Raw genomic sequence first — 24,001 nt, forward strand, 5'->3', positions numbered from 1 at the left:
GTTCTTCCCTCTGCCGGGTTAATTCGCAGTCCTACTAACCTTAGCAGCTCCGGACTGGGCATGCATGATCGGCCCATTCCTGCATGATGGCAGCGCGTTTTTCAAGCATGTCACCACGCCGGTAAGCCGCCTCTGTCTTCGTGTCGATGGAGTGGGCTAGGCATAGCTCCACGGCATCGCGCGGGTGATGCGTCGTTTCACCAGCCCAGTCCCGAAAGCTTGAGCGGAACCCGTGGGGCACGGCTGTCAGCTCGTGGCGCCGCATCAAGGCGGTGAGCGCCATATCGGACAGGGGCCCTTTTCTGTTGGACGGGAAAACATGCTCTACGTGTTCCTCTCGCGTTTGCTCCATCAGCAATTGCACAGCCTGACGTGACAGAGGCACCCGGTGCTCTTTTTTCCCCTTCATCCTGGCTGCCGGAACGATCCAAAGCGCTGCATCCAGATCGACTTCGTTCCAGACCATGCCACGCACCTCACCGGAGCGCGCTGCGGTGAGGATCAGGAAGCACAGCGCCCGCGCGCTCTGGCCCGGTATTGCCGCAATTTGCTGATACACCGCAGGCAGGTTTGCAAAGGGCACGGCCTCGTGGTGCTTGACGGGTGCCACCTTGTCCGGGTCCGCCAGGATGTGCTCCAGCTGCCCGCGCCAGCGTGCCGGGTTGGGGCCGGTGCGGTGGCCGTGGGCGGTGGCCCAGTCCAGCACTTGTTCAATGCGCCCGCGCAGGCGTGAAGCGGTTTCAGTCTTTGTCTTCCAGATAGGCGACAGGGCACGCAGCACCAGCGCCTGATCAATATCGGAGACGGGCACCTTGCCGAAATGCGGTGATGCATAAGTGGCCAGCGTGTTGCGCCACTGCTGCACGTGCTTGAGGTTGCGCCAAGTGCTTTCATGCTCTGAAATGAAGGACTCGGCGGCCGCGTCAAATTCCAGTCGCTGGGCTGCGGCCAGCCGGGCGGCCTCCCGTTCATCCCGGCGTGACTTGATGGGGTCCGTGCCAGCATCTCGCAGCCCAATCGCAGCCCGGGCCGCCTCCCGCGCAGCCGCCAGCGTCACCCCAGGGTAGCTGCCCAGCCCCATGCGCCGACGCTGGCGCATGTGCACATACCGCAGCACCCAGGTGCGTGAACCGCCTTCAATCCGCAGATACAAGCCACTGACCCCGCCCACCGCGTGCGAGCCTTCCACCCGAAGCCTGGAAACCTCCAGCGCCGTCATTTCAAGAATTCGCTTCGGCATGGCTCAATTTCTGTAGGCCATCCCGTAGGCCATAAAGTGCTGAATTGAGCATGAAAACCAGTTGGACAACGTTTGCATAAATACTGTATAAAACATCAGTATTTATAGCGTAACACGTTGTTTTATATGGGTCAACGCCAGGGTGCAGACGAAAAAAAAGCACCCTGTGCAGGGTGCTTTTTTGCGATCTGGCGGAGACTGTGAGATTCGAACTCACGGACGGTTGCCCGTCGGCAGTTTTCAAGACTGCTGGTTTAAACCACTCACCCAAGTCTCCGGGTTTGGAAGCCGCGTATTCTAGCTGGTTGCGCGAGCGGTTTTGGTGAGCATGCCGCGCGTCTCGATGAACTGGATGACTTCGGCCAGGCCTTCCAGGGTTTTGAGGTTGGTCATGGCAAAGGGTTTGAGGCCCTGGGCGGTGGTGCGCATGCGGGTGGTGTCGGCGCGCATCACGTCTAGGTTGGCGCCCACGTGGGGGGCTAGGTCGGTCTTGTTGATGACGAACAGGTCGCTTTTGGTGATGCCGGGGCCGCCCTTGCGGGGGATTTTTTCGCCGGCGGCCACGTCGATGACGTAGATGGTGAGGTCGCTCAGTTCGGGGCTGAAGGTGGCGGCCAGGTTGTCGCCGCCGCTTTCGACGAACACGATGTCGGCGTTGGGGAACTCGCCCAGCATGCGGTCGATGGCTTCGAGGTTGATAGAGCAGTCTTCGCGGATGGCGGTGTGGGGGCAGCCGCCGGTCTCTACGCCCAGGATGCGCTCTGCGGGCAGGGCGCCGCTCACGGTGAGCAGGCGCTGGTCTTCCTTGGTGTAGATGTCGTTGGTGATGGCGATGAGGTCGTAGTCATCGCGCATGGCCTTGCACAGCATTTCCAGCAGCGTGGTCTTGCCGGAGCCTACGGGGCCGCCGATGCCCACGCGCAGGGGGGGCAGGTTTTTGGTGCGGTTCGGGATGTGGTGCAGTGCGGTGGTCATGGTGTCGGTGATGACGTAATTTGCTATTAAATGGATAGCTGCTTGCGCTTGCATTGCTTGCGCTAGGAGCGGAAAAGTCTTGAATATTGCACTTCATGCTGGGCGCTCAGGATGGCCAGCATGGGCGAAAAAGCCTGGCGCTCGCTGTCCATCAGTTGCGCCGCGTGATCGGCGGCAGGCGGAATCGCATCGGCCAGCCGGGCCAGGATGCGCTGGCCTGCGCTTTGGCCCAATTGCATGGACTTGAGTGCGGCCTGCACCATGTTCTCTGCCCAGCCAAAGGCGTAGGCCAGCAGCACTTCGCGCACCGGGGCTTGGGTGACGGAGGCGGCCAGCGCAAACGCCACGGGGTAGGTGGGGGGCAAGGCGGCCAAGTGGCGCACGGCGGGCATCAGGGCCTCATCGCCCTGGTGCTGGTTGCGCAGCCAGTCGGCCATGGAGCGGCCCATTTGCTCGGTTTGCAGGCGCAGCTCGCTGGTTTCGCGGGTGTGCAGCACCCAGTCGTTGAGTTCGCGCACATGCGCCCAGTCTGCGCGCCGCCAGGCGCCCACGGCCTTGGCGATGAGGGCCATGTCGCCGCGCGCCTGGGTGATGTGAAGCTGGTCCAGCAGCCAGTCGCCCACGGCGGCTTCGCTGGCCAGGCCCGCGTTTTCAATGGCGCTTTCCAGCCCTTCGGAATACGAGAACCCGCCCACAGGCAGCGCGGGGGAGGCGAGCCACATCAGCTGCAAAAAGCTGGCGGCGGGCAGGGGGGCGGGGCGGTCGATGCGCATGGCGGCGATGGGTCAGCCCAGTGGCTGCGCGTGCGGGGGCCTGTGGGGCATGCGGCACGCCTTGGCTTCGACAGGCTCAGCCCGAGCGGTGAGGGGTTTGCGTTGCAGGCGGCCCATCGCCATTTCAGTGGTCGTGGTTGCAGTGGGGGCCGTGCACATGCCCTTGGGCGACCACCGGGATGGACACGGTGCGCCCACGGGTGGGGGCTGCGGTGGTTGCTGCGGGAGGGCTTGCATGGCTGTGGTCGTGGCTATGCCCGTGGTCGTGCGAATGGGCATCGGGGTGGTCGTGGTCATGACCGTGCTCATGTCCGTGCCCATGCCCTCCATGGTGGTGCCCACCGCCATGGCCTGCAGCGTAAGCACCGCCTTCGGGCTCAAACGGCAGGCTTTGCTCGGTCACGATGAGGTGCATGGCGCGCAGCATGTCGGCCAGCACATGGTCGGGCTCGATCTTGAGGTGGTCGGGCTGCAGCTCGATGGGCACGTGGCGGTTGCCCAGGTGGTAGGCGGCGCGGGTCAGGTCAAACGGTGTGCCGTGGTGTTGGCAGTGGGTGATGACCAGCACCGGCTGCGGCGCTGCGATCACGCGGACCATGGAGCCGTCTTCGGCCACCAGCACATCGCCGCCGCGCACCAGGGTGCCACGGGGCAGAAAGATGCCCAGCTCGCGCCCGACCGAGTCGGTGGTGGCGAAGCGGCTTTTTTGGCGCACGTCCCAGTCGAGCTCGACGGTGGAGGCGCGCTTGAGCAGCACGGGGGCCAGGCCGTGGCCTTGGGAGAGGATTTTGGAAACCTGGATCATGGTGACGAAGTAAGTAGAAGCCAGCCCGCACGGTGGGGCAAAGCTACATTGTGGCGCTACAGCGCTCTTGTCATGAAGCGGCTGTGCGGGTCTGGGCGATAGCTGCCAAACGGTGCGCAGTCGGCAAAGCCATAGCGCAGGTACAGCTGCCAGGCCGGTTCAAAAAACGGCTGGCTGCCCGTCTCCAGGCTGATGCGCTGGTAGCCCAGGTCCACGGCCTGGCCCAGGATGTGTTCCAGCACGGCACGGCCTACGCCCTGGCCGCGCACGGTGGCGGCTGTGCGCATGGATTTAAGTTCGGCATGCCCGTCATCCAGGTGCTTGAGGGCCCCTGTGCCTACCAGCCGACCGGGGGCGGGCTGGGTGGCGTCGGGTAGCCAGGCGGTCCAGAAGCGGATCTCGGGCTGACGCAGCCGGGCCATGTCCAGCGCGTGCACGCTTTCCGGGGGCGATGTGGCGCGCATGTCCCGCAGGTGCTCTTCCATGAAGGCCTCGATGCGCGGGTCGCTCAGGTCGTCCAGGCGGATGTGCAGCGGCATGGGTCGGGCGGCCTGCGTTGCTCAGAACAAAAAGTAGCGCTGCGCCATGGGCAGCACGGTGGCGGGCTCGCAGGTGAGCAGCTGGCCATCGGCGCGCACGGTGTAGGTCTGCGCGTCCACCTCCATCTTGGGCGTGTAGCTGTTGTGCACCATGTGCTGCTTGCGCACGCCGCGAATGTTGCGCACCGCGCTCAAGGTCTTGCGCAGACCAAAGCGCTCGCCAATACCCGCATTGAGGCCCGCCTGCGACACGAAGGTGAGCGAGGTCTTGGCAATGGCCCCGCCGAACGCGCCGAACATGGGGCGGTAGTGCACGGGCTGAGGCGTGGGGATGGAGGCGTTTGGGTCGCCCATGGCGGCCATGGCGATGAGCCCGCCCTTCAAGATGAGCGCAGGCTTCACGCCAAAGAACGCAGGCTTCCAGATCACGAGGTCGGCCCATTTGCCCACTTCGAGCGACCCCACCTCATGGGCAATGCCGTGCGCAATGGCGGGGTTGATCGTGTACTTGGCCACGTAGCGCTTGATGCGGAAGTTGTCGTTGCGCTGCAGGATTTCGGCCAGCTCATCGCGGCCCGCAGTGGGGGCCAGCCAGCCGCGCTGCACCTTCATCTTGTGCGCGGTCTGCCAGGTGCGCAGGATGACCTCGCCCACGCGGCCCATGGCCTGGCTGTCGCTGCTCATCATGCTGATGGCGCCCAGGTCGTGCAGGATGTCTTCGGCAGCGATGGTTTCTTTGCGGATGCGGCTTTCGGCGAAGGCCAGGTCCTCGGCGATGCTCGCGTCCAGGTGGTGGCACACCATGAGCATGTCCACATGCTCGTCCAGCGTGTTCTGGGTGTAGGGCATGGTGGGGTTGGTGGACGATGGCAAGAAGTTGTCCTCGCCCACCACGCGCAGGATGTCGGGCGCATGGCCGCCGCCCGCGCCTTCGGTGTGGAAGGCGCAGATGCCGCGCCCGCCCACGGCGGCGATGGTGTTCTCCACAAAGCCCGATTCGTTGAGCGTGTCGCTGTGGATGGCGACCTGCGTGTCGGTGGCCTCGGCCACGTCCAGGCAGTTGCTGATGGCTGCCGGTGTGGTGCCCCAGTCTTCGTGCAGCTTGAGGCCAATGGCGCCCGCGCTGATCTGCTCGTGCAGCGCATCAGGCAGGCTGGCGTTGCCCTTGCCGAGGAAGCCCAGGTTCATGGGGAAGGCGTCGGCCGCTTGCAGCATGCGCTCCAGATTGAAGGGGCCCGACGTGCAGGTGGTGGCCAGCGTGCCCGTGGCGGGGCCGGTGCCGCCGCCCAGCATGGTGGTCACGCCGCTGGCCAGGGCCTCTTCGATCTGCTGCGGGCAGATGAAGTGGATGTGGCTGTCGATGCCGCCTGCGGTGACGATGTTGCCCTCGCAGCTGATGACCTCGGTGCCAGGGCCGATGACGATGTCCACGCCGGGCTGCACATCGGGGTTGCCTGCCTTGCCGATGGCGGCGATGCGGCCCGCGCGCAGGCCGATATCGGCCTTGAAGATGCCGGTGTGGTCAATGACGAGGGCGTTGGTCAGCACTGTATCCACCGCCCCTTGTGCATTGGTGCGCTGGCTTTGCGCCATGCCGTCGCGGATGGTTTTGCCGCCGCCAAACTTCACCTCTTCGCCGTAGCTGCCTGCGCGCAGTGTGTAGTCGGCCTCGACTTCGATAAGGAGTTCGGTGTCGGCCAGGCGCACGCGGTCGCCCACGGTGGGGCCGAACATTTCGGCGTAGGCGCGTCGTCCAATGGTTGCCATGGGGGTGTGCTCCGCGAGAACGGTTAACTATACTTTTGATAGCTTCTAGCGCTTATCTATCAAGCGCTAGAGGCTGTTTTTGCTTGAAATTGCTACAGCGCGCCGTGTGTCAGGCCTTGAAAGCCAAACACCTTACGCTCGCCCGCGTAGTCCACCAGCTCTACCGTGCGCTCCTGGCCGGGCTCAAAGCGCACGGCGGTGCCGGACGCAATGTTCAGCCGCATGCCGCGCGCGGCGGCGCGGTCAAAGCCCAGAGCGTTGTTGGTTTCTGCAAAGTGGTAGTGCGAGCCGACCTGGATGGGCCGGTCGGCCATGTTGCGCACCACCAGAGTGAGGGTGCGGCGGCCGGTGTTGAGCAGGTGCTCGCCGGGTTCGGTGATGAGTTCGCCAGGGATCATGGGGGCTCCAGATCAAATGAAGGCTTAGGCCATTTGCGCCAGCAGCGCGCCACCCATCAGGGCCACGGCCACGCCAGCGGCGCGGCTGATCCACACGGTACGCTGGCGCAGCGCCCAGCCTGTCGCCAGGCCTGCGCCATGCAGCAGCACGGTGGCGGCCAGCATGCCTGCCAGGGTTTGCCAGGCGCTGCTGCTGCCTGCCAACTCCACGCCATGGGCCACGCCATGGAACACAGCAAACACGCCCGCGCCCAGCGCGGCCACGATGCCCGGCACGCGCAGGCGGGATACGACGAGCAGGCCCGTGGCCAGCAGCGACGCCGCAATCATCGGCTCCACCGCAGGCACGGCCACGCCTTGCAAGCCCAGCACGGCACCCGCCAGCAGCATGGCCGCAAAGCCCATGGGGCCCCACAGCAGTTCGCGACCAGCGCCGCGCGCGGCCAGCGCGCTCCACAGACCCACGGCCACCATGGCGGCCAGGTGGTCCAGGCCGAACAAGGGGTGCACAAAGCCGCTGATGAAACCGCTGTGGCTGTGGGCTTCCACCCCTGTATGGGCGCTAGCACTCATGGATAAAGCGCTGGCAGCTATCAGAAAGAGAGCGGATTTGGTGCGAGTGGAAAGCATGGGTGAATCTCCAAAAAAGAGGGCGGGCCGTGTCAGCGCTCTGGCTGCGGGCGGGTCGCTGTGGTGCGAGGCGCGCGGGATTGCGCCAGTGCCACCGTGGAACTGGCTTTGCCAGGCCACCGGTGGCGTCCCCCTTGAGGGGGAAGGCGCGAAGCGACGCAGGGGGTGTTCATAGGATCGGCTGGTGCACGGTGACCAGCTTGGTGCCATCGGGAAAGGTGGCCTCGACCTGGATGTCCGGGATCATCTCGGCGATGCCATCCATCACGTCGGCGCGGGTCAGCACGGTGCGGCCCTCGCTCATGAGTTGCGCCACGGTCTTGCCGTCGCGCGCGCCCTCCATCACGGCAGCACTGATCAGGGCCATGGCCTCGGGGTAGTTGAGCTTCAGGCCCCGGGCCTTGCGACGCTCGGCCAGCAGGGCGGCGGTGAAGATCAAGAGCTTGTCTTTTTCGCGAGGTGTCAGTTCCATGTCGTTTCACTCAATACTGGGGTCAATGGCTCGCCCGACCGCTGGTGCGGCCGAACGCGAGGTGTCAGTTCCATTTCGTTTTGCTCAGCCTATCTACAGTGGGTCTCATGCGAGTGGGCATGTCGCGCACGACGCAAGGCCATTTCATGGTGCACTAGCGCCGATGAATGTGGCAAGTATGTGGATAGTGGCCAGCAAGCCCCGTGCCCGCAATACGCCGTTTGGCCCACGCGGACGCGGTACGTCGCGGTGCGTGCTGCCGTGGCATGGAATCTGCACCCTGGCTCACCCATGTCCACGCCCCCCGCAACCCCTGCCGATCCTGGTCAGCCACCGCAGCAGGTCGTCAAGGTGCGCCGCGACTACAACAGCTGGGTGGCCACCGAGACCATGGAGGACTACGCGCTGCGCTACGCCCCGCAGCGCTTTCGCAAGTGGTCGGAATGGCGTGTGGCCAACACCGCGTTTGGGGCGGCTTCGTTCCTGATCCTGGAGGCCGTGGGCGCCACGCTGCTGGTGCAGTACGGTTTCATCAATGCCTTCTGGGCCATCGTGGCCACGGGGCTCATCATCTTTTTGGCGGGCTTGCCCATCAGCGTGTATGCGGCACGCTATGGGGTGGACATGGATTTGCTCACGCGCGGCGCGGGCTTTGGCTACATCGGCTCCACGCTCACCTCGCTCATCTACGCCAGCTTCACCTTCATCTTCTTTGCGCTCGAAGCGGCTGTGATGGCCTATGCGCTGGAGCTGGCGCTCGACATTCCGCCGCGCTGGGGCTACCTGATTTGTGCGTTGGTGGTGATCCCGCTGGTCACACATGGCGTGTCGGCCATCAGCCGCCTGCAGGTATGGACGCAGCCGCTGTGGCTGGTGATGCTGGTGGTGCCGTTTGGGGTGGTGTTGATGCGCGATCCTGGTGCGTTTTCAGGAGTTGTGCACTACGGTGGTGAATCTGCACTGGGAAATCGCTTTCAATTGCCCATGTTTGGTGCAGCTCTCACGGTGGGCATTGCACTCATCACCCAGATGGGGGAGCAGGCTGACTACCTGCGCTTCATGCCCGCCCCCACCGCGGGCAAGCGGGGCCGATGGTGGCTGGGCGTGCTGGTGGGCGGGCCGGGCTGGGTGGTGCTGGGCGTGCTCAAGATGCTGGGCGGGGCGCTGCTGGCCTATTTGGCGCTCACCCACATGGTGCCGGTGGAGCGCGCGGTCGACCCGAACCAGATGTACCTGGCGGCGTACGAGTATGTGTTTCCGAACTACGGCTGGGCGGTGGCGGCCACGGCGCTGTTTGTGGTGGTGTCGCAGCTCAAGATCAACGTGACCAATGCCTACGCGGGGTCGCTCGCGTGGTCCAACTTCTTCTCGCGCCTCACGCACAGCCACCCGGGGCGGGTGGTGTGGGTGGTGTTCAACACGCTGATTGCCTTCATGCTGATGGAGATGAACGTGTTCCGCGCCATGGGCGAGGTGCTGGGGCTGTACTCCAACATCGCCATCGCCTGGATGATGTCGGTGGTGGCCGACCTCGTCATCAACAAGCCGCTGGGCCTGTCGCCCAAGGGCATCGAGTTCAAGCGTGCGCACCTGTACGACATCAACCCGGTGGGCGTGGGGGCGATGGCGCTGGCATCTGTCGTCTCCATCAGCGCGCACCTGGGGCTGTTTGGCCCGCTGCCGCAGGCGTTCTCGGCGGTGATTGCCATGGCGGTGGCTTTTGTCACCGCGCCGCTCATTGCCTGGGCCACGGGCGGCAAGTACTACATTGCCCGCCAAAGCGAGCCGGTGGCCGTGCCCATGCACGGCCCGGTGTCCGGGGCAAGGGCCAGCGATACGGTGGCCGACCTGGGCAGCTACCAGCGCCTGGTGGTGCAGCGCTGCGTGGTGTGCGAGCGCGAATACGAAGCCCCCGACATGGCCCAGTGCCCCGCCTACCGGGGCGCGATCTGCTCGCTGTGCTGCACGCTGGATGCGCGCTGTGGCGACCTGTGCAAGCCCCACGCCAGCATGGCGGTGCAATGGTCTGCCGCGCTGCGCTGGGTGCTGCCGCGCGCGGTGTGGCGCTATCTGGACACGGGCCTGGGGCACTTTTTGCTGCTGATGCTGGTGATTGCCCCGCTGCTGGCCGCCGTGATGGGGCTGCTGTACCACCAGGAGCTCAACACCATCGCCCAGGCCATGACGGACACCGATGTGCTGGCCGCGCCCGAGGTGGCCTTGCGCTCAGGCTTGCTCAAGGCGTACCTCGCGCTGCTGGTCATCTCGGGCATCGTGGCCTGGTGGCTGGTGCTGGCGCACAAAAGCCGCCAGGTGGCGCAAGAGGAATCGAATCGCCAAACGGGCCTGCTGGTGCGCGAGATTGAACTGCACCGCCAGACCGACGAGGCCCTGCAAACCGCCCGCAGCGTGGCCGAGCAAGCGCGCCAGCAGGCCGAAGATGCACGGGCCCTGGCCGACCAGGCCAACCAGGCCAAGAGCCGCTACATCAGCGCCATCAGCCACGAGATCCGTACGCCGCTCAACTCCATCCTGGGCTATGCGCAGCTCATGGGCGAGGACCCCGCCGTGCCCGCGCACCGCAAACAGGCGGTGCACGTCATCCGGCGCGGCGGCGAGCATCTGCTCTCGCTTATCGAGGGCACGCTGGACATCGCCCGCATCGAGTCGGGCAAGCTCACGCTCGATGTCGCCCCCATGCGCTTTGCCGATGGCCTGCACGAAATGGCGGGCCTGTTCGAGCTGCAGGCCGCCGCCAAGGGGCTGGCGTTTCAGTTCGATGTGCAGGGCGTGATCCCCGAGGTGGTGCGGGCCGACGACAAGCGCCTGCGGCAAATCCTCATCAACCTGCTGGGCAACGCCATCAAGTTCACCGCGCGCGGCACTGTCACGCTGCGGGTGCGCTACGCCCGCGAGATGGCCCGCATCGACGTGCAAGACACCGGGCCGGGGCTGACGCCGCAAGAGATCGAGCGCATTTTTGAGCCCTTCACCCGAGGGGGCTCGGCGGCTGGGGCCAGCGCCACGGGGGCCCCCGGCGCCGGGCTGGGCCTGACCATTGCCAAGATGCTCACCGCGCTGATGGGCGGCGAGCTGACGGTGACCAGCCAGCCCGGCGTGGGCTCGGTCTTTCACGTCAAACTCTTTTTGCCCGAGGTGCATGCCGACGCCTTGGGCAAGGCCGGGGCGGCAGCCTTGCCGCGCCCCGCCAGGGCCCGCACCGGCTACGTGGGCGAGCGCCGCCGCATCCTGGTGGTGGACAACGAAGAGCCCGACCGCGAGCTGCTGCGCCAGTTGCTGGAGCCCTTGGGCTTTGAGCTGCGCCAGGCCGCCAGCGGCCACGATGCGCTGGACCTGCTGGCCACCGGCTACCGGCCCCACGCCATCTTCATGGACCTTGCCATGCCCGGCATTGACGGGTGGGAGACCATTCGCCGCATCCGCGCGCAGGGCTGGGCTGCAGAGGCTGCGGTGGTTGGCGAGGGCGGCACGGACAGGGAAGGCGCCTGCATCGCCGTGGTGTCGGCCAACGCGTTTGACAAGACGCTGGAGAACGACGCAGGCATCCGCCCTGAAGACTTCATCGTCAAGCCCGTGCGCCACACCGAGCTGCTGGACTGGCTGGAGCGCCGGCTGGAGCTGGTGTGGCTGGAGGCGCCTGCGGCTGCACCACAGCCCGCAACGTTGCCTGCCCCTGTCTCCGCCACCGCCCTGCAGTCCGTTGACGCCGCCCCGGTGGTGGCGCCTGCTGCGGCCCCGGGGGCGGCCATCGCCTGCCCCCCCGCTGCCTTGTTGGGCGACCTGGCCCAGTCGGTATCCTTGGGCTACTACCGGGGCATCTTGAATGCCCTGGCCGACATCGAGCGCCAGCACCCCGAGTACGCGCCCTTTGTGCTGCACATGCGGCAATTGGCGCAGCAATTCCAATTCGATGCCATGGGCCAGATCCTGGAGCACACCCCACCATGAATGCGCCTTCCCCCGCATCCACCGCCCCCGTGACCCCAACAGGCATGCTCGACCGCACCGACAGCGATGTGGTGCTGATCGTGGACGACGTGCCCGACAACCTGGCCGTGCTGCACGACGCACTCGACGAATCGGGCTACACCGTGCTGGTGGCCATGCATGGCGAAGCCGCGCTGCAGCGTGCCGCACAGGCGTTGCCCGACATCGTGCTGCTCGACGCCATGATGCCTGGCATGGACGGCTTTGAAGTTGCCCGCCGCCTCAAAGCATCGCCCGCCACAGCACACATCCCTATCATCTTCATGACCGGCCTGACCGAGACCGAGCACCTGGTGGCTGCGCTGGAGGCCGGGGGCATCGACTACGTCACCAAGCCCATCAAGCCCCGCGAGGTGATGGCCCGCATGCAGGTGCACCTGGGCGCCGCCCGCAAGGCCCGGCAAGACGCCCGCCAGGCCCGCGAGGCCCGCAACGCGCTCGACGCCTTTGGCTACGCCAGCATCACGGTGCGCGCTGCCGATGGGCGCATCGTGTGGCAAACCCCGCTGGCGCGGGAGCTGCTGCAAAGCTACTTTGGAGAAGTGGGACCCGATGGCGCACCGACCGCTTACGGCCAATGGGCGCCCGAGCCCGTGCAAGCCTGGCTGCGCCGCCATGTGCTGGCCGACAACGCCGCCGAGCTGCTGGCCGCATCGCTGGCCGAGCCACCGCGCCTGGCGGTAGAGCAGGGCGCCCGCCGCCTCACCTTTCGCCTGCACCAGCAGGCGGGCGACAGCGCGGGCGGCGGCGACTGGCTGATCGTGATGCGCGAGGTGTCCGATGCCAAGATCATCGAATCCATGAGCCTGTCCTTCAAGCTCACCGCGCGCGAGGCCGAGGTGCTGTACTGGGTGGTGAAGGGCAAGATCAATCGCGACATTGGCGACATCCTGGGGGCCAGCCCCGCCACCGTCAAAAAGCACCTGGAGCGCGTGTTTGCCAAGCTGGGCGTGGAGACGCGCACGGCGGCAGCGGCGATGGCGATGAACCGCATCCGGCAGCTGCATCCGCAGTTTGAGGGGTGAGTGGGAACGAGGCGGCCGAGGCCGCCTTGTGTGCCATTGGGATACCCCCTGGGCGCTATGGCTTGGTGCAGCGAGAAGGGGTCACGAAGACAAAGGGTGCTTGGCACAGTCCGTAGTGGTATTCGGCCGAAGGATTGATGGAGCTCCCCTGAGTCTGTTTCCAGATCACGGCCTTGTACGAGAGCTGTTCATCCACCTCCATCTCTTCAGTCCAGAACGTGCCCGATGAAGACGAACTGGCCTGTTTGCAAGCAAAAGTGCCCTCGGCCTTGATGCCTCGGCCAGCGGGTTGATAGCGCCCTGAGTATTCACAGGTTTCCAGATCACCGTTGTACCGACTCATGTAGAAGTTGCCGTTCTCCAGTTTGAAGTTCACGGTGGCGGGCATCAGACTGCCGAAGGTGGCCAAGGCATAGGAGATGGCATAGCGCCCCTCGCGGTTGAAGCGGGCCGTGTGGTCTTCGTATTGAAACCGCGTCATTCTTGCCGGTGCTTCGCCGGGAAATGTCACGCTGGCCGTCGTGGCGCTGTCAAAGGCAATGGCGATATTGCCGACCACTTTGCGCACCTGGCCATCCCTGGCAGGGGCACCCAGCGCTTTTCCTCCCTGGAACTCGACCAGTTCAGCGGTGAATGTGCCGTCGTCCTGCCGGGGGCCGCTGGCCTGCAGGAACATGGACGAGCCATCTTCTCGATAGCCAAAGTACGTCACGATCAGATTGCGCCCGCCCTGAGCATCAATTTGCAGGCCACGCCCTGGCTTGCCGGTGACCTCTCCATTGACGGCCCACATGCCCGAATCTGGCTGGAGAGCCTGTGCCGTGATCGGTGCGAGCAAGGCGGCGCTTGCGGCAAGGAGAACTGCAATCGAGTGACGGGCTTTGAACATAAAGTTGTGGTGTTTGAACGCGCCAAAAAAGGGCTGTGAGGGTTGGGAAAGCGGCGCTGTGCCTGTGTCTCTCTGCCATATCAAGCTGAAGGCTGATGCGCATGAGGCGTCTTGCAAAGCCACGGTTGAATTGTCAAATGATTGTTTCACAAGGAGGCTTGATTGGCTACCTGGACCGTACTCGCTCCAGTTACGCATCGTTCATCTTCGATCGCCTTGCGGTGCCTTTTCACCTCGCGTCTTCATGCTGCGGTGTCTTAGCGCGACCTGGTGGCCCTTAGTGGGAGCGTTTGCTGCCGCGCACAGGGGCGGGAGTGTCTCGCCGCGAGAAGATTGTCTGTCTTTCCTATCTGTGTCTAAGGCCCGTCTATGAAACGCAATCAGCTATCTTTTTTATAGTGAACGACGATATTTCGCAAGGACGGAACGCTCCCAGGGCATGTGCCTTTGCTCCGCACAGAAGGGAAAAGGAGGCAACATGGGTTTCTGCCTCCTCAGCCGAATTACATTGGGGCCCTTGCCTCGCTTGATCCACCCACCGCCGACCGCTGAAGGACCCCGCTGCATGCGCCAAGTCATTGCCAACCTGGAAGCTTCCAAAATCCGTGAAATCGCCAACGCTGGCATGGGGCGTAAAGACGTGCTGGCCTTCTGGTTTGGCGAGAGCGATGAAGTCACCCCCGGCGTGATCCGCCGCGCCGCCATCGAGTCGCTGGAAAGCGGCGAAACCTTCTATTCGCAGAACTGCGGCCTGCCCGAGCTGCGCGAATCGCTGGCGCAATACATGGGGGAGTCGCACCCCACGGCAGGCGTGGATGCCGGCCGCATCGTGGTCACCTCGGGCGGGGTCAGCGCGCTCATGCTGGCGGTGCAGGCGCTGGTGGATGCGGGCGATGAGGTCGTCATCGTCACGCCCGTGTGGCCCAACCTGGTGGCGCAGCCCACCATCATGGGGGCGCAGGTGCGCTGCGTGCCGCTGCGGCCGCAGGGCGGCGCGTGGGGGTTGGATCTGCCCGCGCTGCTGGGCGCCATCACGGCGCGCACCAAGCTGCTCATCGTCAACGCGCCCAACAACCCCACGGGCTGGACGCTGACGCGCGACGAGCAGCAGAAGATCCTGGCGCATTGCCGCAGCACCGGCACCTGGATCCTGGCCGATGAGGTCTACGAAAAGCTCTACTACGAGCCCACGCCCCACGGCTGCGCGCCCAGCTTTCTGGACGTGGCCGCGCCCGACGATCGCCTGCTGGTGGCGCACAGCTTTTCCAAAAGCTTTTTGATGACCGGCTGGCGCCTGGGCTGGCTGGTGCTGCCCGAGGCGCTGGTCGATGCCATGGGCAAGCTGATCGAGTTCAACACCTCGTGCGCCAGTGTGTTCACCCAGCGCGCGGCGCTGGCCGCGCTGGCCTACCGCAAAGAGATCACGCCCCGCGTGGTGGAGCATTTCAAAACCTGCCGCGACACCCTGGTGCCCCTGCTGGCCGCCGTGCCCGGCGTGCAGGTGGCTGCGGCACATGGCGGCATGTACGCGTTTTTCCGGCTCGAAGGGTTTGAGGATTCCATGACCGTGGCCAAGCGCCTGGTGGCCGAGGCTGGCCTGGGCCTGGCCCCGGGCGATGCCTTTGCCCCTGAGGCCCAGGGCTGGTTGCGCTGGTGCTTTGCCTCCAAAGACCCCTCGCGCCTGGTCGAGGGTGTGCGCCGCTTGCGGGCGTGGCTGGAGCTGCAGCGGGCGCTTTGAAGTCGCTGCCGTCGGGCCGCCTTTCCTGTTTGCCACATAAGCGGTGCGCGCACGCGCTTGAGCGCGCCGCCACCTCCAAGTCCCCGCATGGGACCGCTTTGCCATGGGGTGTTGTCTGTAACAGAAAGTGAATAAACTCACAGCCTCTTCGTGCTTCGTGTGACTTGATGCCTTCCCTCGATCTGCGTTCGCTGGCTGCCATGTCCGGCATCATGGCTGTGGTGCTGGGCTTGGTGCTGCTCGGGGTGCGCGCGAATTTTCCTGCGTCCATCCGGGGCCTGCGCTATTGGGGGCTAGCGCCGCTGCTGTGTGCGTCGTCCACCGTGCTGTTCGTGCTCAGCGGCGTGCTGCCCAACTGGTTGTTGGTGCTGGCAGGCAATGGGTTGCTGATGGTGGGGTTTGCCTTCTTTTTGTTTGGCAGCCAGCGCTTTTTTGGCCAGCCCGTGGCGTGGCGGCGGTGGGGCATGGTGGCCGCAGGCGCGCTGTCCCTCATGGCGGTGTTTTTGTGGGTGCAGCCCGACTACCGCTTGCGTGTGCTGGTGTTCACCAGCACCTTGGCGCTGGTGTGCGTGGTGCATGTGCGCCTGCTGTTGCGCCACGGCCAGGGGTTTTCCAGCCGTCTGGCGGCCGGGGTGCTGGCGGCCCAGGTGCTGGTGCTGGTGGGGCGCGGCGTGTCTTCTCTGTGGCTGGACAGCGCGGATTCAGACCGCTTTGCGCCCTCGTTGGCGCAGACGGCCTACCTGGGGGCTTTCAGCTTTTCGGTGTTGCTCGTCAGCGTGGGGGTGCTGCTGATGGCCAGCGAGCGGGTGCGCTCAGAGTTTGAGCACCTGGCCACGCACGACAGCTTGACCGGTGCGCTGGCGCGCCGTGCTTTGCTGGAGCTGGCCGCCATGGAGATGCAGCGCTGGCAGCGTTACCAGCAGCCGTTTGCGGTGTTCATGCTGGATGTGGACCACTTCAAGCAAATCAACGACACGCACGGCCACCTGGTGGGGGATGCTGTGCTGCGCGATTTGGTCACCCAGGTGCGTGCCGCTCTGCGCGGCGCAGACAGGCTGGGGCGCTATGGGGGCGAAGAGTTTCTGGTGCTGATGCCGGGCACCGATCTGGCCGCTGCCCAGGTGGTGGCCGAGCGGGTGGCCGCCACCGTGCGCAGCGCTGCGCCCCAGGCCCCAGCCCCCCACTGCACCGTCAGCATCGGGGTGGCTGCCGTGCAGGCGGGCGATGCCACGTTTGAGCTGCTGCTGGCCCGTGCCGATGCGGCCTTGTACCAGGCCAAATCCAGCGGGCGCGACCGGGTGGCGGTGGCCCCGGCAGATGTGGTGCTTTTTTAAGCCAAATGGGCCTGTAGCGCTTTGAAATAAAGCGCTGGCAGCTATAAAAAATATAGCTGCCAGTGTTTCTAGGGTGGTGTGTGCGATGCGCCGATGCCAGGGCGTTTGCGCCCCAGCCAGCGCCTTGCCACCCACGCCGCTGCGCCCGCCACCATGCCTGCCACGCACAGCCCGTGCAGGGTAGACAGCGACACCCAGGCGTACAGGCCATTGGCGTCAGACCATGGCGCCCAGGGCGTGATGTCGGCGTGCATCACGCTGTCCAGCACCACATGCGACCAGGTGCCTGCCAGGGCGCTGAGCAACACCGTACCTGGCCGCCACTGCTCGGCTTCGCTCAGCCATGCCACGCGGTGGTGCTGCACCTCCAGGTTCCAGCGCCGCAGCAAAGGGCGGCACAGCCAGGGCGCCAGCACGGCCGTGGCCAGCGCGATGGGCACCGCGCCCAGGTAGGTGTGCGTGGGGCCATGCAGCACGGCCGCGCCGCGCAGCATGCCCACCAGCGGCTCAATGTCCATCGCCACCTGGGCAATGCCGAAGGTGAGCACGCTGAAGTGGCGCCCGGCCACGGCCTTGAGGGCCAGGCCTGCGCCCATGTGAAAAGGGGTGAAGGGCATGGGGTTGCAGGGGTGAAGGGATGCCGTCAGACGGCGGTGGGCCACTGCAGCCCATGGGGCAGGGCGGTGGGGCCAAACACAAAATGCAGCACGCGCCTGCGGCCTGTGCCCGTGGATTTGGACGATGCGTGCACCAGCAGCGGGCGCATCAGCAGCGCAGTCCCTGCGGGTGCGGTGCACACTGCCTCGGTGCCTTGCTGGCGTAGGGTGGCCATGGCGGTGGGCGAGAGGTGGCCGTGGGTGTGCGTGCCGGGCAGCACGCGCAGCGGCCCGTCGCTGGGCCCGCAGTCATCCAGGTGCAGCCGCACGGCCACCATGTGCGCCAGCCACGCGGCGGGTGGCTGCACAAACCAGTGCCCCTCTTTGGCCGACCAGCCCTGCCAGCCGGGTGCGGCCACCTGCTGGGCCACGGGCACGCTCAGGTCCTGGTGCGGGGCCACCAGCCAGTTGCGGTGGGCGGTCTTTTCAAAATAGGTGCACTGCACGGCCCGCGCATCGGCGGGCAGGCAGGCGGCAATGTTGGGGTGGGCGCGCAGCTGTTGGGCCAGGGCGGCGCACCAGGGCTGCGCCAGCATGTTGCGCGTGCCGCCCGAAAGGGTGTGGGCGGTTGCCTCGTCTCGGCTTGCCATCGCGGCCAGTGCCTGGCATTGCGGGGCTGGCACGGCGTCTTCCACCAAGGCATACCCGTGGGCCCCAAACGCCTGGGCGGCAGCGCCGCAGCCCGGCGTGCCCAGGCCCTGCTTACTTGGGCTGCCCGCCATCCGAAATCCGCCGTGCATACACCGCCAGCACGATGCGCTCGGAATGCACCAGGTACTCGTTGAGCGCGGCAGACGCCTCTTGCAGCTTGCCTGCCTCGAACAGCTCCAGGATGTTCACGTTCATCTCCACATACGGCATGTGCAGAAACTCCGGGTCGTTGAGCAGGCCAAAGGCCAGCCGCAGCTCGGCCAGCAGGTGCGAGAAGACCACGTTCAGGCGCTCGCTGTCGGCCAGCTCCACGATGGCCATGTGGAACTCCATGTTGGCCGTGCCCACGCCCTGCCAGTCGCCTGTATCGCGGCAGCGCAGGGCCATTTCCACGGCGTCGCGCAGGTGCTTTTTGGCGGGGTGGCGGGGGTAGGCCTGGGCCAGTGCCTGGCACTCAATGAGCCGGCGCACGCGGTAGATGTCGATGATGGACGCGATGCTGGGGATGGCCACAAACACGCCCCGGTTGGGCTCGTGCTTGAGCAGCCCTTCTTTGGTCAGCAGGCGGAACACCTCGCGCAGGGTGTTGCGCGATATCTCCAGGCTCTCGCTCAGGGCCGCTTCGGACAGGCGCTGGCCCGGCGTGAACTCCCCGTGCACGATCTTCTGGCGGATCAGCTCCGCCATGCGGTCATTCAGTGTTTGGGGGTTGCTCAGTTCTGACTTCATGCCCGGATGGTAAGGGGAAAGAAGCCCCGCCCCCGCACACTTTGGGGGCGCCCTTGGGCGCATTCGCAGGGCCCCTGCGGCACCCGCCGGGCGGGCCGGTCAGAGGCGCGCGCAGCGGTTGCTGGCATCCCAAACCCCACAGTTTGTGCGGAAACCGAGGGTTTTTACTGAGGGTATGGGTGCTGCTTTGTTGGGCAGAATCGACGAATCGTAAAACAACTGAATATTTTTTGTTCAACAAAAATTATTCGATTGCCACTCAATGGTGCATGTTTTGTTCGTTGATATGGCATGCAAGTTGCATGGCGAGAGGCAGCTGGCTGCGTGCCGAGGACTTTGGGGTCTGCACGCAGCGGCAGAGGAAAAGCGCGCTCAGCGGTGCCTGTGCCCTGGTTCAGGGGGCAGGCACCGCTGAGCGGGGTGTTTGTGTGTCTGTGTGCTCAATGAAGGATCAACATGCTTAGTGACGTCAATCTGTGGCCGCTCATCGGAGTGGCCATCATCATCGTGGGCTTTGTCCTGCGGTTTAACCCCATGCTGGTCGTGATCGTCACGGCCGTGGGCACCGCCCTGGCAGCCGGGTTTCCCATCGACAAAATCCTCGCCACCATCGGCACGGGCTTTATCAAGACGCGCAACCTGCCGCTCATCATCTTGCTGCCCCTGGCGGTGATTGGCCTGCTCGAGCGCCACGGCCTGCGCCAGCATGCGCAAAACTGGATCAGTTCCATCAAGTCGGCCACCGCAGGCCGCCTGCTCATCGTGTACCTGGCTGCGCGCCAGCTCACCGCTGCCATTGGCCTGACCAGCCTGGGCGGCCACCCGCAAATGGTGCGCCCGCTGCTGGCGCCCATGGCCGAAGGTGCTACTGAAGCCCGCTACGGCACGCTGCCTGAGCGCATTCGCCACAAGCTGCGCGCCTTCTCGGCCGCGACAGACAACGTGGGCCTGTTCTTTGGCGAGGACATCTTCGTCGCCTTTGGCGCCATCGTGTTGATGACCACCTTCTTGCACGAAGCGGGCATTGATGTAGAGCCGCTGCACGTCGCGTTCTGGGGCATCCCCACCGCCATCTGCGCGTTTGCCATCCACGCATGGCGCCTGTACCGCCTGGACGGCGTGCTGGCCCGCGAGCTGAAGGCTGAAGGCATTGAGCCCTTGTCCGCTGCTGCGGCTTCTTCCAACAAAGCCGCCTGAGGAGCGCCGCCATGATTCTCTCCATCCAATACCTGTACTACCTGGTGGGCGCCGTGCTGGCCCTCACGTCCATTGCCACCTTCACCGATGGCAGCAACCCCAAGCGCGTGAGCAGCGGCTTGTTCTGGGGCCTGTATGCCCTGGTGTTCTTGGTGGGCGACCAGTTGCCCCCGCTGTGGGTGGGCGTGGGCGCCGTGGCCATGGCGCTGATTGCGGGCTTTGGCGGTGTGGCCGGTGGCCAGCACAAAAGCCCCAGCGTGGCCGAATACGCGGCCAGCGCCAAGCGCCTGGGCAACAAGCTGTTTGCCCCAGCCCTGGCGATTCCGCTGGTCACCATGATCGGTACCTTGTCGGCCAAGCACCTGTCGGTGGGCGGCGTGCCACTGCTGGACCCCAAGAACACCACGCTGGTGAGCTTGGGCGTGGGCTGCGTGCTGTCGCTGGCGCTGGTGTGCTGGCTGACGCGTGAAACCCCTGCACAAGGCATGCGCGAATCGCGCCGCCTGACCGACGCCCTGGGCTGGGCCCTGGTGCTGCCGCAAATGCTGGGCATGCTGGGCCTGGTGTTCTCGGACGCGGGTGTGGGCAAGGCCGTGGCCTACGTCACCACCACCTACATCAACATGGACCTGCGTTTTGTGGCCGTGGCCGTGTATGTAATTGGCATGGCGCTGTTCACCATCATCATGGGCAACGGCTTTGCCGCCTTCCCGGTGATGACGGGCGGCGTGGGCGTGCCGGTGCTGGTGGGCGTGTACCACGGTGACCCCGCAGTGATGGCGGCCATTGGCATGCTGTCGGGCTATTGCGGCACACTGCTGACGCCCATGGCGGCCAACTTCAACATCGTGCCTGCTGCGCTGCTGGAGCTGCCGGACAAGAACGCCGTCATCCGCGCCCAGGTGCCCACGGCCCTGGCACTGCTCACGGCCAACGTGTTTTTGCTGTACTTCCTGATGTTCCGCTAACCCTAGTTAATCCCCATTAACTCCAAGGAAACACCATGACGCAGAACGTGCTGCTCACCGGCTTTGAGCCGTTTGACAAAGACCCGCTCAACCCCTCGTGGGAAGTGGCCCGCGCGCTGGACAGCTGGCAACCAGCTGCACCGGCATCCGCCGGTGGTGTCTACACCGTGCGCGCTGTGCAGCTGCCCTGCGTCTTTGGCGATGCCATAGCCCGCCTGCAGCAGGCGGTTGCGCAGTGGCAGCCCACGCTGGTGATCTGTCTGGGCCTGGCCGGTGGGCGCACCGAGATCACCCCCGAGCGCGTGGCCATCAATGTGGACGACGCCCGCATCCCCGACAACGCTGGGCGCCAGCCGGTGGACACGGCAGTGCACACCGATGGCCCGGCCGCGTACTTCGCCACCTTGCCCATCAAGGCCATGGTGCGCGACATGCGCGCCCAGGGCGTGCCCGCTGCGGTGTCCAACACCGCAGGCACCTTTGTGTGCAACCACATCTTCTATGCGCTGATGCACCACTTGGCCACGGGGACAGGGGGCGTACGCGGTGGCTTTATCCATGTGCCCACCTTGCCTGAGCTGGCGGCATTGCACCCCGGCATGCCCAGCATGGCCTTGGCCACACAGGTACGCGGCTTGCAAGTGGCCATTGAAACCGCATTGGCCCACCAGACCGATGTGCGCGAAGTCGGTGGCGCGCTGCATTGACATTGGGTCCGCATTTTTTGACGAAGCTGGCCGCGCGCAAGGCACGCGGCAGCACCAGGAGAACACGATGACAACGATGGACCTCAACAGCGACCTGGGCGAAAGCCTGGGCGCCTGGACGATGGGCGATGACGCCGCCATGCTGGAGATTGTCAGCAGCGCCAATGTGGCCTGCGGCTTTCATGCGGGAGACCCTGTCGGCATATTGCAAACCCTGCGCGCCGCCGCAGCGCGCGGCGTGGTGGTGGGCGCCCACGTGGCCTACCCAGACCTCAAGGGCTTTGGCCGTCGCAGCATGGACATCTCCAGCGCTGAGCTGGTGGCCGATGTGATCTACCAGATTGGTGCCCTGCAAGGGCTGGCGGCGGCTGCGGGCACTGCGGTGCGCTACGTCAAGCCGCACGGCGCGCTCTACAACACCATTGCCCAAGATGCCCGCCAGGCCAAGGACGTGATCACCGCCCTTCGCACCATCAACCCGCAGTTAACCCTGGTGGCCCTGGCCGGATCGCCCCTGGTGCAGTGGGCCCGCGATGCGGGCCTGCGCGTGGTGTCCGAAGCCTTTGCCGACCGCGCCTACACCCCGCAGGGCGCGCTGGTGTCGCGCCGCGAAAAAGGCGCCGTGCTGCACGACCCCGAAGTGATTGCCCAGCGCATGGTGCGCCTGGTGCGCGAGAGCGTGGTCGAAGCCATTGACGGCAGCACTGTGCGCATCGAGGCCGACTCGATCTGCGTGCACGGCGACAGCCCCGACGCCGTGGGCATTGCGCGAGAGCTGCGCAAGCGCTTTGAGGCCGATGGCATCAAGATCGCTTCGTTCATGGCCCCTTCCATGGCCGCTGTCCAGGGGTAAGGCGGCATGCGTTTCTTGCCCGTCACCCTCAATTCGCTGCTCGTCGAGCTGGCCGACCTGGACGAAACCCTGGCGCTGCTGGCCTCGCTGCAGCACACCCCGCTGGCCGGTGTGGAAGAACTGGTCCCCGCTGCGCGGACCATCCTGGTGCGCTACCGCCCCTCGGCCACCAGCGCCGCCGTGTTGGTGCAGCACATTGCGCTGCGCGACCTGTCCCAGCGCGCCGAGCGCAGCGATACCTTGGTCGAAATCCCGGTGCACTACCACGGCGAAGACCTGGCCGAGGTGGCGCAGATCCTGGGCATCACTGCGGATGAAGTAGTGCAGCGCCACACGGGCAGCGAGTACACCGTGGCCTTCACCGGCTTTGCGCCCGGCTTTGCGTACCTGAGCGGCGGCCACCCCAGCCTGAACGTACCCCGCCGCAGCACGCCGCGCACCCGCCTGCCTGCGGGCTCTGTGGGGTTGGCAGGCACCTTCAGCGGCGTGTACCCGCAGGCCAGCCCGGGCGGGTGGCAAATCATTGGCACCACCCCCGTGGCCATGTGGGACATTGCCCGCGCACAGCCCGCCTTGCTGCAGCCTGGCTATCGCGTGCGGTTTGTCGATATTGCTACTAAATCAATAGCTGCTAGCGCTTATTCAGAGAGCGCTACAGGCCAAAAAGACCTTAAACCCTCTGGCCGCACGCAGCCCAGCCTTGCCGCAGGGCAGGCCGCGTTGCAGGTGCGTGCCACCGGGCTGCTCACCGTCTTTCAGGACCTGGGCCGCCACGGCCAGGCTGGGCAGGGCGTGTCGGCATCGGGTGCGATGGACCAGGCCGCCCTCAAGGCTGCCAACCGCCTGGTGGGCAACCCCAGCCACCTGGCTGCGCTGGAGACCGTGGGCGGAGGCCTGCAGCTGCGCAGCGTGGGCGAGAACGTGGTGGCCGTCACCGGTGCCGATGCCGTGCTGATGCTGACCACGGCCTCTGGGCAGCGCTGGCCCATGTCGCGCTACGCGCCTGTGGCCCTGGCCGATGGCGACACCCTGGCCGTGGGCCAACCCCTTGCCGGCGCGCGCTGCTATGTGGCCGTGCGCGGCGGCTTTGCTGAAGCCCCGGTGATGGGCAGCTGCGCCACCGACACCCTGGCCCATGTGGGCCCCGTCCCCGTGGCCGTGGGCGACTGGCTGGCCGTGCTGTCCGCCCCGGCTACCTGCGTGGTGGCCGCGCCAGAGCTGCCGCCTGCTGATTTGCCCACGCTGGAGCGTGACGTGGTGCTGGACGTGGTGATGGGCCCGCGCACCGACTGGTTCACGCCCGAGGCCATTGCCCGCTTTGCCGCCCAGCGCTGGCAGGTCACGCCCCAGTCCAACCGCGTGGGCCTGCGCCTGGCGGGCGAGGTGCCCCTGGACCGCGCCGTCACCGGCGAGCTGCCCAGCGAAGGCACGGCATTGGGCGCCTTGCAGGTGCCGCCCAGCGGCCAGCCCGTGCTGTTTTTGGCCGACCACCCGCTCACCGGCGGCTACCCGGTCATCGGCTGCGTGGCGCCGTACCACCTCGACCGCGCAGGGCAGATCCCTGTGGGCGCGTGGCTGCGGTTCAACCCGATCCAGCCGTTTGCAGAGCTTGCGCCTTGATTGTTCGTGCCGTTGGTTGCACTTTCA

22 protein-coding genes and 1 tRNA gene are annotated in these 24,001 nt (G+C 65.7%); 9 read left to right on the forward strand and 14 right to left on the reverse strand.

The features are described from left to right. Positions 1-40: 40 nt before the first annotated feature. The 10 genes from CLU86_RS03265 to CLU86_RS03310 all read right to left on the reverse strand — a co-directional run bounded on the left by CLU86_RS03265 (position 41) and on the right by CLU86_RS03310 (position 7,599). Positions 41-1,240: a site-specific integrase gene (locus tag CLU86_RS03265; protein WP_099740605.1), complete on the reverse strand. Its 1,200-nt coding sequence runs from the start codon at positions 1,238-1,240 to the stop codon at positions 41-43. Positions 1,241-1,429: 189 nt separating this feature from the next. After that, positions 1,430-1,517, reverse strand: a tRNA-Ser gene (locus tag CLU86_RS03270). Between the two features lie 20 nt (positions 1,518-1,537). Then, complete coding sequence (ureG, locus tag CLU86_RS03275) at positions 1,538-2,215, reverse strand: urease accessory protein UreG (RefSeq protein ID WP_099740606.1); 678 nt, start codon at positions 2,213-2,215, stop codon at positions 1,538-1,540. Between the two features lie 62 nt (positions 2,216-2,277). Next, on the reverse strand, positions 2,278-2,988 hold the full coding sequence (locus CLU86_RS03280) for an urease accessory protein UreF (RefSeq protein WP_099740607.1): 711 nt from the start codon (positions 2,986-2,988) through the stop codon (positions 2,278-2,280). Positions 2,989-3,112: 124 nt separating this feature from the next. Beyond that, on the reverse strand, positions 3,113-3,793 hold the full coding sequence (gene ureE, locus CLU86_RS03285) for an urease accessory protein UreE (RefSeq protein ID WP_099740608.1): 681 nt from the start codon (positions 3,791-3,793) through the stop codon (positions 3,113-3,115). A 56-nt stretch (positions 3,794-3,849) separates the two neighbouring features. Then, positions 3,850-4,332: a GNAT family N-acetyltransferase gene (locus CLU86_RS03290; protein ID WP_099740609.1), complete on the reverse strand. Its 483-nt coding sequence runs from the start codon at positions 4,330-4,332 to the stop codon at positions 3,850-3,852. 21 nt (positions 4,333-4,353) lie between these two features. Next, on the reverse strand, positions 4,354-6,099 hold the full coding sequence (gene ureC / locus CLU86_RS03295) for an urease subunit alpha (RefSeq protein ID WP_099740610.1): 1,746 nt from the start codon (positions 6,097-6,099) through the stop codon (positions 4,354-4,356). A 92-nt stretch (positions 6,100-6,191) separates the two neighbouring features. Beyond that, complete coding sequence (locus CLU86_RS03300; RefSeq protein ID WP_099654828.1) at positions 6,192-6,497, reverse strand: urease subunit beta; 306 nt, start codon at positions 6,495-6,497, stop codon at positions 6,192-6,194. Between the two features lie 24 nt (positions 6,498-6,521). Beyond that, the gene (locus CLU86_RS03305; protein WP_099740611.1) at positions 6,522-7,127 is read right to left on the reverse strand and encodes a HupE/UreJ family protein; all 606 of its coding nucleotides are present in this window, start codon (positions 7,125-7,127) and stop codon (positions 6,522-6,524) included. Between the two features lie 169 nt (positions 7,128-7,296). Then, on the reverse strand, positions 7,297-7,599 hold the full coding sequence (locus CLU86_RS03310; RefSeq protein ID WP_099654830.1) for an urease subunit gamma: 303 nt from the start codon (positions 7,597-7,599) through the stop codon (positions 7,297-7,299). A gap of 291 nt (positions 7,600-7,890) precedes the next feature. Between CLU86_RS03310 and CLU86_RS03315 the strand changes: the two genes are divergently transcribed. Next, entirely contained in the window at positions 7,891-11,568 is a 3,678-nt protein-coding gene (locus CLU86_RS03315) for an ATP-binding protein (protein WP_099740612.1), read from the forward strand. Beyond that, positions 11,565-12,632, forward strand: coding sequence for a response regulator (locus tag CLU86_RS03320; RefSeq protein WP_099654832.1), 1,068 nt, complete (start codon positions 11,565-11,567; stop codon positions 12,630-12,632). The genes CLU86_RS03315 and CLU86_RS03320 overlap by 4 nt, the downstream gene beginning before the upstream one ends. 55 nt (positions 12,633-12,687) lie before the next feature. Here the strand turns inward: CLU86_RS03320 and CLU86_RS03325 are convergent, their stop codons facing one another. Then, positions 12,688-13,521, reverse strand: a complete 834-nt coding sequence (locus tag CLU86_RS03325) for a hypothetical protein (RefSeq protein ID WP_099740613.1) — start codon at positions 13,519-13,521, stop codon at positions 12,688-12,690. 565 nt (positions 13,522-14,086) lie between these two features. Between CLU86_RS03325 and CLU86_RS03330 the strand changes: the two genes are divergently transcribed. Both CLU86_RS03330 and CLU86_RS03335 read left to right on the forward strand, forming a co-directional pair. Beyond that, complete coding sequence (locus CLU86_RS03330) at positions 14,087-15,259, forward strand: pyridoxal phosphate-dependent aminotransferase (RefSeq protein ID WP_099740614.1); 1,173 nt, start codon at positions 14,087-14,089, stop codon at positions 15,257-15,259. Between the two features lie 167 nt (positions 15,260-15,426). Further along, complete coding sequence (locus CLU86_RS03335; protein WP_099740615.1) at positions 15,427-16,593, forward strand: GGDEF domain-containing protein; 1,167 nt, start codon at positions 15,427-15,429, stop codon at positions 16,591-16,593. Between the two features lie 68 nt (positions 16,594-16,661). On the opposite strand, the gene CLU86_RS03340 is transcribed toward CLU86_RS03335, so the two are convergent. From CLU86_RS03340 to CLU86_RS03350, 3 genes are read right to left on the reverse strand one after another with little or no spacing between them, the layout of a single operon-like run. Beyond that, positions 16,662-17,210, reverse strand: a complete 549-nt coding sequence (locus CLU86_RS03340; protein ID WP_099740616.1) for a DUF4184 family protein — start codon at positions 17,208-17,210, stop codon at positions 16,662-16,664. Between the two features lie 26 nt (positions 17,211-17,236). After that, a complete protein-coding gene (locus tag CLU86_RS03345; RefSeq protein ID WP_099740617.1) occupies positions 17,237-17,971 on the reverse strand; it encodes a phytanoyl-CoA dioxygenase family protein in 735 nt (244 codons plus the stop codon). Beyond that, positions 17,952-18,629, reverse strand: a complete 678-nt coding sequence (locus CLU86_RS03350; RefSeq protein ID WP_099740618.1) for a GntR family transcriptional regulator — start codon at positions 18,627-18,629, stop codon at positions 17,952-17,954. The genes CLU86_RS03345 and CLU86_RS03350 overlap by 20 nt, the downstream gene beginning before the upstream one ends. A gap of 456 nt (positions 18,630-19,085) precedes the next feature. On the opposite strand from CLU86_RS03350, the gene CLU86_RS03355 reads away from it, so the two are divergent. The 5 genes from CLU86_RS03355 (at position 19,086) to pxpB (ending at position 23,974) form a co-directional block, all read left to right on the forward strand. Next, positions 19,086-19,826: a DUF969 domain-containing protein gene (locus CLU86_RS03355; RefSeq protein ID WP_099654838.1), complete on the forward strand. Its 741-nt coding sequence runs from the start codon at positions 19,086-19,088 to the stop codon at positions 19,824-19,826. Positions 19,827-19,837: 11 nt separating this feature from the next. Next, positions 19,838-20,794, forward strand: a complete 957-nt coding sequence (locus CLU86_RS03360; RefSeq protein ID WP_099740619.1) for a DUF979 domain-containing protein — start codon at positions 19,838-19,840, stop codon at positions 20,792-20,794. A gap of 35 nt (positions 20,795-20,829) precedes the next feature. Continuing rightward, positions 20,830-21,501, forward strand: coding sequence for a pyroglutamyl-peptidase I (gene pcp / locus CLU86_RS03365; RefSeq protein ID WP_099740620.1), 672 nt, complete (start codon positions 20,830-20,832; stop codon positions 21,499-21,501). A 67-nt stretch (positions 21,502-21,568) separates the two neighbouring features. Beyond that, positions 21,569-22,354: a LamB/YcsF family protein gene (locus CLU86_RS03370; RefSeq protein WP_099743248.1), complete on the forward strand. Its 786-nt coding sequence runs from the start codon at positions 21,569-21,571 to the stop codon at positions 22,352-22,354. A gap of 6 nt (positions 22,355-22,360) precedes the next feature. Then, on the forward strand, positions 22,361-23,974 hold the full coding sequence (gene pxpB / locus CLU86_RS03375) for a 5-oxoprolinase subunit PxpB (RefSeq protein WP_099740621.1): 1,614 nt from the start codon (positions 22,361-22,363) through the stop codon (positions 23,972-23,974). The last annotated feature ends 27 nt before the right edge of the window (positions 23,975-24,001 follow it).

This window comes from Acidovorax sp. 62, from assembly GCF_002754495.1.
GTDB lineage: Bacteria > Pseudomonadota > Gammaproteobacteria > Burkholderiales > Burkholderiaceae_C > Acidovorax.

Bases quoted from the DNA above. Each gene is read 5' to 3' on its own strand.
- CLU86_RS03355 (WP_099654838.1), top strand. From the start codon at position 19,086: ATGCTTAGTGACGTCAATCTGTGGCCGCTCATCGGAGTGGCCATCATC.
- CLU86_RS03340 (WP_099740616.1), bottom strand. From the start codon at position 17,210: ATGCCCTTCACCCCTTTTCACATGGGCGCAGGCCTGGCCCTCAAGGCC.
- CLU86_RS03350 (WP_099740618.1), bottom strand. From the start codon at position 18,629: ATGAAGTCAGAACTGAGCAACCCCCAAACACTGAATGACCGCATGGCG.
- CLU86_RS03360 (WP_099740619.1), top strand. From the start codon at position 19,838: ATGATTCTCTCCATCCAATACCTGTACTACCTGGTGGGCGCCGTGCTG.
- CLU86_RS03305 (WP_099740611.1), bottom strand. From the start codon at position 7,127: ATGCTTTCCACTCGCACCAAATCCGCTCTCTTTCTGATAGCTGCCAGC.
- CLU86_RS03300 (WP_099654828.1), bottom strand. From the start codon at position 6,497: ATGATCCCTGGCGAACTCATCACCGAACCCGGCGAGCACCTGCTCAAC.
- CLU86_RS03290 (WP_099740609.1), bottom strand. From the start codon at position 4,332: ATGCCGCTGCACATCCGCCTGGACGACCTGAGCGACCCGCGCATCGAG.
- CLU86_RS03280 (WP_099740607.1), bottom strand. From the start codon at position 2,988: ATGCGCATCGACCGCCCCGCCCCCCTGCCCGCCGCCAGCTTTTTGCAG.
- ureG (WP_099740606.1), bottom strand. From the start codon at position 2,215: ATGACCACCGCACTGCACCACATCCCGAACCGCACCAAAAACCTGCCC.
- CLU86_RS03310 (WP_099654830.1), bottom strand. From the start codon at position 7,599: ATGGAACTGACACCTCGCGAAAAAGACAAGCTCTTGATCTTCACCGCC.
- ureE (WP_099740608.1), bottom strand. From the start codon at position 3,793: ATGATCCAGGTTTCCAAAATCCTCTCCCAAGGCCACGGCCTGGCCCCC.
- CLU86_RS03320 (WP_099654832.1), top strand. From the start codon at position 11,565: ATGAATGCGCCTTCCCCCGCATCCACCGCCCCCGTGACCCCAACAGGC.
- CLU86_RS03330 (WP_099740614.1), top strand. From the start codon at position 14,087: ATGCGCCAAGTCATTGCCAACCTGGAAGCTTCCAAAATCCGTGAAATC.
- pcp (WP_099740620.1), top strand. From the start codon at position 20,830: ATGACGCAGAACGTGCTGCTCACCGGCTTTGAGCCGTTTGACAAAGAC.
- CLU86_RS03265 (WP_099740605.1), bottom strand. From the start codon at position 1,240: ATGCCGAAGCGAATTCTTGAAATGACGGCGCTGGAGGTTTCCAGGCTT.
- CLU86_RS03315 (WP_099740612.1), top strand. From the start codon at position 7,891: ATGTCCACGCCCCCCGCAACCCCTGCCGATCCTGGTCAGCCACCGCAG.
- CLU86_RS03335 (WP_099740615.1), top strand. From the start codon at position 15,427: ATGCCTTCCCTCGATCTGCGTTCGCTGGCTGCCATGTCCGGCATCATG.
- ureC (WP_099740610.1), bottom strand. From the start codon at position 6,099: ATGGCAACCATTGGACGACGCGCCTACGCCGAAATGTTCGGCCCCACC.
- CLU86_RS03325 (WP_099740613.1), bottom strand. From the start codon at position 13,521: ATGTTCAAAGCCCGTCACTCGATTGCAGTTCTCCTTGCCGCAAGCGCC.
- CLU86_RS03345 (WP_099740617.1), bottom strand. From the start codon at position 17,971: ATGGCGGGCAGCCCAAGTAAGCAGGGCCTGGGCACGCCGGGCTGCGGC.
- CLU86_RS03370 (WP_099743248.1), top strand. From the start codon at position 21,569: ATGACAACGATGGACCTCAACAGCGACCTGGGCGAAAGCCTGGGCGCC.
- pxpB (WP_099740621.1), top strand. From the start codon at position 22,361: ATGCGTTTCTTGCCCGTCACCCTCAATTCGCTGCTCGTCGAGCTGGCC.